This is a genomic window from Alteromonas sp. S005 (genome assembly GCF_036864475.1).
Taxonomy (GTDB): Bacteria; Pseudomonadota; Gammaproteobacteria; order Enterobacterales; family Alteromonadaceae; genus Alteromonas.
Window position 1 is genome coordinate 195,419 of the sequence record NZ_JAZETN010000006.1, and the last position, 7,319, is coordinate 202,737.

At 37.6% G+C, this 7,319-nt stretch carries 5 protein-coding genes and 1 pseudogene; 4 read left to right on the plus strand and 2 right to left on the minus strand.

Translation table 11 applies throughout. The features are described 5' to 3' along the window. Nucleotides 1–37 precede the first annotated feature (37 nt). Nucleotides 38–2,512 (minus strand): right-handed parallel beta-helix repeat-containing protein, encoded by a 2,475-nt coding sequence (locus tag V7R55_RS10005; protein WP_334059329.1) that lies wholly within the window; start codon nucleotides 2,510–2,512, stop codon nucleotides 38–40. A 442-nt stretch (nucleotides 2,513–2,954) separates the two neighbouring features. Here V7R55_RS10005 and V7R55_RS10010 point away from each other — a divergent pair, with 442 nt between their 5' ends. From V7R55_RS10010 to V7R55_RS10025, 4 genes and pseudogenes are all read left to right on the plus strand, one after another. Then, the gene (locus V7R55_RS10010; RefSeq protein ID WP_334059330.1) at nucleotides 2,955–3,335 is read left to right on the plus strand and encodes a GtrA family protein; all 381 of its coding nucleotides are present in this window, start codon (nucleotides 2,955–2,957) and stop codon (nucleotides 3,333–3,335) included. An 8-nt stretch (nucleotides 3,336–3,343) separates the two neighbouring features. Further along, nucleotides 3,344–4,276, plus strand: a complete 933-nt coding sequence (locus tag V7R55_RS10015) for a glycosyltransferase family 2 protein (RefSeq protein ID WP_334059331.1) — start codon at nucleotides 3,344–3,346, stop codon at nucleotides 4,274–4,276. Further along, the gene (locus V7R55_RS10020; protein WP_334059332.1) at nucleotides 4,276–5,742 is read left to right on the plus strand and encodes a glycosyltransferase family 39 protein; all 1,467 of its coding nucleotides are present in this window, start codon (nucleotides 4,276–4,278) and stop codon (nucleotides 5,740–5,742) included. Before V7R55_RS10015 ends, V7R55_RS10020 begins: the two co-directional genes overlap by 1 nt. Before the next feature lie 128 nt (nucleotides 5,743–5,870). Continuing rightward, nucleotides 5,871–6,567, plus strand: a pseudogene (locus V7R55_RS10025) (transposase); the annotation flags it as partial. 74 nt (nucleotides 6,568–6,641) lie between these two features. On the opposite strand, the gene V7R55_RS10030 reads toward V7R55_RS10025, so the two are convergent. Continuing rightward, nucleotides 6,642–7,319: SGNH hydrolase domain-containing protein (locus V7R55_RS10030; protein ID WP_334059333.1), on the minus strand; the 678-nt coding region annotated here is incomplete at its 5' end.

A 7,319-nucleotide genomic window follows, 5' to 3' on the forward strand; every position in this document is an offset into this window, starting at 1 on the left:
TTTTCGCCTGCCATTTTATCTACAATGAAGTTCAGGTCTATTCACTTACTTTTACATTACTAAATACCACCTTAACTTCATTTTCAAAAGGTTTGACACTATCGTTATCCAATAACAAATATAAGTAATCGACCTGCCCGGTAATGTATTTTCCCACAGGAAACTCGGCGGTATTGCTACTTTCATCGAAGTTAGCTTTACCATTCAAACCCCAATCTTGGGTTCCTGAGAACCTAATTATTCTATTGCTTGATTCTTTAGTGTCTGTTTCCATTCCTATTCCGATAATCTCTGCCTCACCTTCTATATTTAATGTAAGACTAACAACAGAGCTTTCAGTTAATACACAATTGACCGGAAAACGTACCCAGTTATTTCCTGTCATTGTAACGGTACCTTCCGGCGAAACTACAGTGGTGCCATATTTATATTGGTTAGTAATTGGAACGTACGCAGTTTGTTCTAGCCTAAATTCGCAAATAGTTTTTGGTTCTTTGATACTAGAAGTAAGGGAAACCATTTCAGTAAAGTTAGGTATGATATTGCCCTCACTTATGGATCTAGTTGATGGCATCTGTGTTCTCAAAGATGCAATAAACTCGAGGTTGTCTGAAAGGGGATGTTCAGAAAGATTGGTTAAGTCAAATTCATATCTTGCATCTTGCAACGTTTCGTTAAAACAAAGGTCATTGTTACTAACGCTTTTTATAAATTTTTCTTTATCAAAAATACAGTAGCCAACTGAGCTTCCTGTATTTTGAGTAATGGTAACGTTATTTTTTGTATTGACCCAAAATGTTGAGTCTCCAACGACTTTAGAAGCCGCTATTCCATTTCTCTGAACGTTAATAAAATTTTCAAAGATGAATGTCTGGCCTGCGGGCTTAGACATGAGGCCTCCGGCTTTAATCGCAGTCCATTCTTTTCCTCTATCGTCCCCTAAGTTATGTATGAAGTTGTGAAATAAGTAACTTGGACCCAAGAGATTTGGTGCAATACTAATTCCAGTATAGCCTTGAATAAGTTCATTATCGTACACCAGAACATTCTGCTGACCCCCATCAATTTCAATGAGGTCATCGTTTGCATAAGCTAAGTAATTACCATAGATAGCTGAATTTTTGACAAATCCGCCACGCCGTTCTGTATTCATTCTGCCTTCGATTACATCGTTAAATCTGTGATTTTGACTACCGTAGAATCGATTATTTCTAACTATAAATTCACCTCTGTATGCATCACTATCGTGATATGCCCAAACTTGAAGCGCATTTGCACCTTTTGGGTGACCAACGGACCAATTATTCGAGCCAAGGTTCGGCGTGTGTACTTCACATTCCTCAATTACTGCTATACCACTTCTTTCTAGGTAAATACCTGAATCATAATTAATAGGGGAATTACTTGTCGGGCTTGAGTAAGCTTTACCATTTCTAATATCAACTGCTTCTCGGCCATACTCAGATACGTTGCAGCCTTTTATCCATATATGATGTGCCTTTTTTGCAAATATGCCGTAACGCTGTCCGCCTTTAACGGTAAGGTTTTCTAGCATTACGTATGAATTGTTACCAATATTCACAGCCGCAAGTACATCGCTGCCGGCTTCAATGACGGGGCCGTCGCCTATAATTTTTGCATAGCCATCTGCGCTACCTTCTATATTTAGCGCTTCTAAATCCAGTTGGCCGCCAGAGTAAATTTCAGAAAGGTAATAAATCTTATTTGGGTCGATAGGGGGAGTATTTGGTTTTGTGGTGGTCTGAAAGGAATGTTCAACGATATCGCCATAAGCATCCGTAATCGTCACTTCAATATGATATGTAGTGTCTGCTTCTAGGTACACTATACTTCCAGCCAACGACCCGTAAATGGGCTCCCAAGATAAATCTAGCCCTTCACGCCAATAAGTATCATTTTCGGCTCTAAATTTAACGGCGGCAGTACTTTCTTCATCCTGGCCGTAAATTACTAACCCTATCGAATTAATAAGCGGGGTAGCTGTATCTTCAAATCCAGAAGCTGATGCGGCAAAAACTATTGTAGGGTCTAACCCTGCTGTAATCGCCGACTCGTAAATATCGTTTTTGCTTAAACCCGAATATGTTGAAATGATTTTCATCCACTTTGCAGTATCAATGGGATAAAAAGCAAATAGAGCGGAGGCTTGATTAGAGGTTATATTGGCAAACCGCGCTTTCTTTGCTTCTTCACTAAGTGATGGCTTACGAGATAACACTTTTTGCTTATACAACTGGGCTATCTCGTCTTCGTACTTTTCAACAACGGTTGATAGGTTTTTCGGGCCTTTGTAATTAGCTAGTAATGAGTTTACGGTATTATTATTGCTAATATTAGTATGAATATAGTTATACAAAATATCACCGGGTTGCCCCCCCTTCGTATAACTTTTGTCATTTTTGTTCATAGTGGCGCAAGAAAGCATTAAAAATGACAGTAAACCAATTAAAGTGAAGCGAAAAATAGATGGTTTTAAGTTAGCAGAGTGCATGGTATATCCCTATAGATTGAAACGCATGAGAAGAAAACTAGGGCTGTTTTAAAAGGGTAGTGCTAACGTTGTTACGTATCAAGGTGCAAGCTGGGATCTCGCTAATTAAATTTGTTTTTTAACTATTGCTGTTTATACAATCATTTCGGAAGTTACATTTTCGTTAGGGCCCCCGCCAGCCTGCAAAACTTCGTTTGAGAACGTTTTTACATGAAATGTGTAATCAAAAGATGGTATCTGTAATAAATATGTAAATGTGGTTTTAGTAACTAATATCCTTTGTATATCAACAGTTACTAGCGATAGAAATATATAGAATTAAGAAATGTAGAATGTATACTGGGGTTTCTTTCTGTTGAGGTCACTTTACTGCTTTTTGTGGCTACAGCGTTTAATGAAATTAATAGTATATTTATGTCATATTTGATGCTAGGGAATGGCTTTGCACAACAAAAAACGCTTTTCAGCAATTACACTCTTTTCAAAATTTGCATCTGTCGGTGTAATGAATACAGCTATACATTGGTTGTCATTTTTTGCATTAACCTATCTTGGGTATGATCAAGCTTCTTCGAATCTTATTGCTTTCTCTGTCGCAGTAACATTTTCTTTCTTTGCAAACAGTAAATTCACTTTTAACTCAAAAGTTTCTGTAAATCGCTATCTTGTATTTACTGCTTTTATGGGCGCTTTAGCATTCTTATTTGGCTTTTTGGCTGATGCCTGGAAACTACATGAGGTAGTTACTCTAGTCCTGTTCTCTGGAACAAGTCTGGTTGTTGGCTTTTTGTTTTCTAGATATATCGTTTTTAAAGAGGTTTAAGTAAACCCATGGACAAAATTTCGCTAGTTGTTCCCGTTTTCAATGAAGAAGAAGTTATAGATATTTTTTATGAAAAAGTTAGGGCAGAGCTAAGTCAATACCAAGTTCAGATAGTCTTTATAGATGATGGCAGTTCTGACAAGACACTTGAAATCATTTCTCGAATAGCTTCTAGTGATGAAAATGTAAAAGCACTTTCCTTTATAAAGAACTTTGGTAAAGAACCGGCGCTATTTGCGGGTTTAGAGCACAGCGATGGAGACGCGGTTATTCCCATCGATGTTGACTTGCAAGATCCAATCGAAGTTGTTCACGAGTTGATTGCTAAATGGCGAGAGGGCTATGAAATGGTGCTCGCTAAACGCGCCAATCGAGATTCAGATACTTATCTTAAACGTAAAACAGCACAGTGGTTTTATTCTTTTCATAACAAAATAAGCAATACCAAAATAGAAGAAAACGTTGGTGATTTTAGGCTTTTAGATAAAAAAATCGTTCAAAGTATTATCCAACTCGAAGAGCGCAATCTTTTTATGAAAGCGATTTTATCTTGGTGTGGCGGTAAGACTGCAATTGTTGAATACACCCGCAATGAACGTGCAGCTGGTACGACAAAGTTTAATGGCTGGAAGTTATGGAATCTGGCATTAGAGGGGATCACTGGTTTTTCTACGGTTCCCCTGAGAATGTGGACTTATATAGGGTTTATGATTTCATCACTCTCCTTCGGATACGGATTATTGATGATTGTTGAAAAACTCATATGGGGAAATGCCGTCCCTGGTTATCCATCTTTAATGGTATCAGTATTATTCCTTGGTGGGGTTCAGCTCATAGGTATAGGTGTATTAGGTGAGTACATAGGCCGGATATATGTTGAAACCAAAAGGCGACCTAGATATATCCTCAATAATACTAGTAGCGACAAGGATGTTAAATAATGCGGACTATAATTGAAAAGGTTGATGAAAAACCCCTGCTTTTATTTTTATTGGCGGTTACATTCATCTTAAGGCTACTGGGAGCAGACTCTTTTTCCCTATGGTTTGATGAAGCATTGAATTTTCGTATTGTAAGCAACCCTTGGAATGTATTGTGGATCTCTAATTATGATCCTACGCCACCGCTGTACTATTCAATACTCAAAGTTTTCATTAGCCCAAGTACATCTGAGCTAACTATTCGTTTACCGAGCATAATTTTTGGTACCCTCACTGTTTTTATATTTTATAAAATATGTAGGCTTTTTTTCACAAAAATTGACTCATTTCTTGCCACCATTTTATTCTCTTTATCAGTTCACCAAGTAGAATATTCACAAGAAGCAAGAGCTTACGCAACCCAACTTTTTTTCGCGATAACAGCTTTATACTATTTGTTAACAATTGTATTGAAAAGTCCAATGAGTAAGAAGGCTTACTGTTTGTATGGCGTTTTTACATTGTGTGCGCTGTATACGCATAATATTTCAGTATTTTATGTCGTTTCTTACAATATGATCTTCTTTATTCATTTAGTAAAAGATCAAGAATACAAGAAGATTAAGCCATGGGTGATAACAAACAGTATTGTTTTTGCGCTTTGGCTTCCTTGGCCTTTAGTAACGGTTCTGTCGGGAGAGGGGAATACATTTAATTGGTTGAAGCATATATCTTTCGGTCAATTTATTTTATCTTCCGCAAAATCTATTAAGATATCGGCAGATCCAGATTCAGTAAAAGCATGGGACATTATTTTTATTGCAGCTATGATGTATGGTTTATGGCACTGTGTTAGAACTAAACAACGCAATCTAGTCCTTGTTCTCTTTTCGATGGCTTTCGCATTACTATTCTGTGTTTGGGCAGTGGGCTTTTATAAACCTATATTTATGAGTAGAACAATTGTTGGTTCTACCCTCATAGCTTATTTATTGATTGCTTGCTTTCTTTCAGGCATTAACAAAAAGTTAAAAATAGCTTTTTTTGGTGTACTGTCTGTGTTTCATTTACTGGCGTACTCTAATTTTTACTTAGAAAGATACTCTGAGAATGAACAGTGGAAACAGGCAGCGTTGAAGCTGAAGTCAATAGGTGCTGACAAAGTAATGCTTTGTTCACAGTCGCCATCATGGGTTTTAAGCTACTACAATAATTTTGCATTCGACATTTTCTTTTACGAAAATTCAGTTGACGGTTTTTATGAATCGGAACGATATTTAGCAGATAAGTTAGATAAAAGAAGAAGTAGCGAAAGCGAAGCTTTATATAGCAATGACTTTAAACGCAGTGAAAACTTATATTTTATTGATAGTCATTGTAGTAAAGAAACAAGAATGAAGTTTAACGATATGTTTGATTTGATGGAAATCGATATGGAAAACTATCGTCGAATTAAAATATACTCTGCTGAAATTCATAAAAGTTAAGTGGCCGAAAATCCAATATTTTAAGGGTAATGGATAAAGCTAGCAGCACTTTTAGTGACTGCCCACCCCACCTAAACTTAGACAGACTTAAACGAAGTTTTCTGCAATGTTTAATGTAGGAGACGACTATTAATAAATCTCGATATATAGAGTCTCAGCTTATTGAGGTGTTAAAAGAAGTTGATGCAGGTATACAGGTTGAGGAAGTCTGCCGTCAACACGGTACCAGCAGCGCAACCTATTATAATATGAAGTCCAAATAAGGCGGCATCAAACCATTTAAAGAGCTTGAAGAAGAAAATGCCTAGCTTAAAAAGACGTTTGCAGATGTCAGCTTAAAAATAATGCCATTAATGAGCTTGTCGCAAAAAAGGTTGGACAACAGAGAAACGAGAGTGCGTTAGCATCCAAGTTGATGCGGGACTAAATATAGTAAAGGGCTGTCTGTTTGTTGGTATTGGCAGTGCGACTTTTTATCGTCCAGAGAGACTAGCGCAAAGTAGATGCTGCTGTCATTGATGCTATTAATGCGGGCTTGGAGAAGTCGCCACTAGCTGGCTTCTAGTAGTGTTTTGGCCGAATGCGTTTCAAAGGCTTCCCCTACAACCAGAAGCACGTTTACCGCCAAATGGGATTGAACCAGAGTCGAGAACTAAACGGGTTCTGCCCAAACGAATAGCCTAGCCATTAGAAGTGCTGGATCAGGCAAACCATCAATGGGCGTTGGATTTTATGCATGACATCTTGTACTGCGGTAAACGGTTCAGATCGCTGAATGTGGTAGACGAAGGAACGCGAGAGTGCCTAGCCATCGAAGTTGGCACTTTATGCAGTGAAAAAAGTAATTTGTTAGGTGCAATTTTTCTCCACAGAGTTGTATATAAAACTTTTTGTCTAATTTACAGAGTAATATTCGATTGCCTATCTAATAGCGTAAGCGAGCCATCAAGAGTTAAATGCCCATAGTCAAACTGCATTGGCTTTTCGCCTACAAGCGTTTTACAATTGCTAGTGCTCTCACAGATATTTTTCAAAATAGAGATATATTTTACGCTTCTATCCCTAAGCTCATCTTCAAACGCTGAATCAATTTTTTTAATAAATTCATACTTTCGCGTTCGCATTAATTTGTCTTCAAAATCACTATGGGCCAATATACGCGGAAGGGGTTGCGTGTATTCAATAATTGGTCCTAGCACGGTCACTTCAGTATTCGTGCTATCTATTCTGTCCAGTGTTTTAAGTAGCCACGGTAAGTCGTCGATTTTCCATCTAGCAGAAATAATGATCTTTTCATATTTTCCAGTCGGAATTATTTCCTCAAACGCAATGCGCATTAACTGAGCACACCGCTTTTGACCTTGGTAGCTTATCGTAGGCTTACATCCACTAGCTGTTATTTGACTTACCGTTTGATTAGGCTTTTTATTCCCTTCTAAACCAGCATACCAGTGCGCTGCATGGCTATCACCTACCAATAGAATATTTTCTTTTTCTTCTTCAGCTATCAAGCAAGTGTCTTTTTTGAAGTAGGAAATATCAGAATACTTACTTGTTAAAAAGCATACACCAGGCCT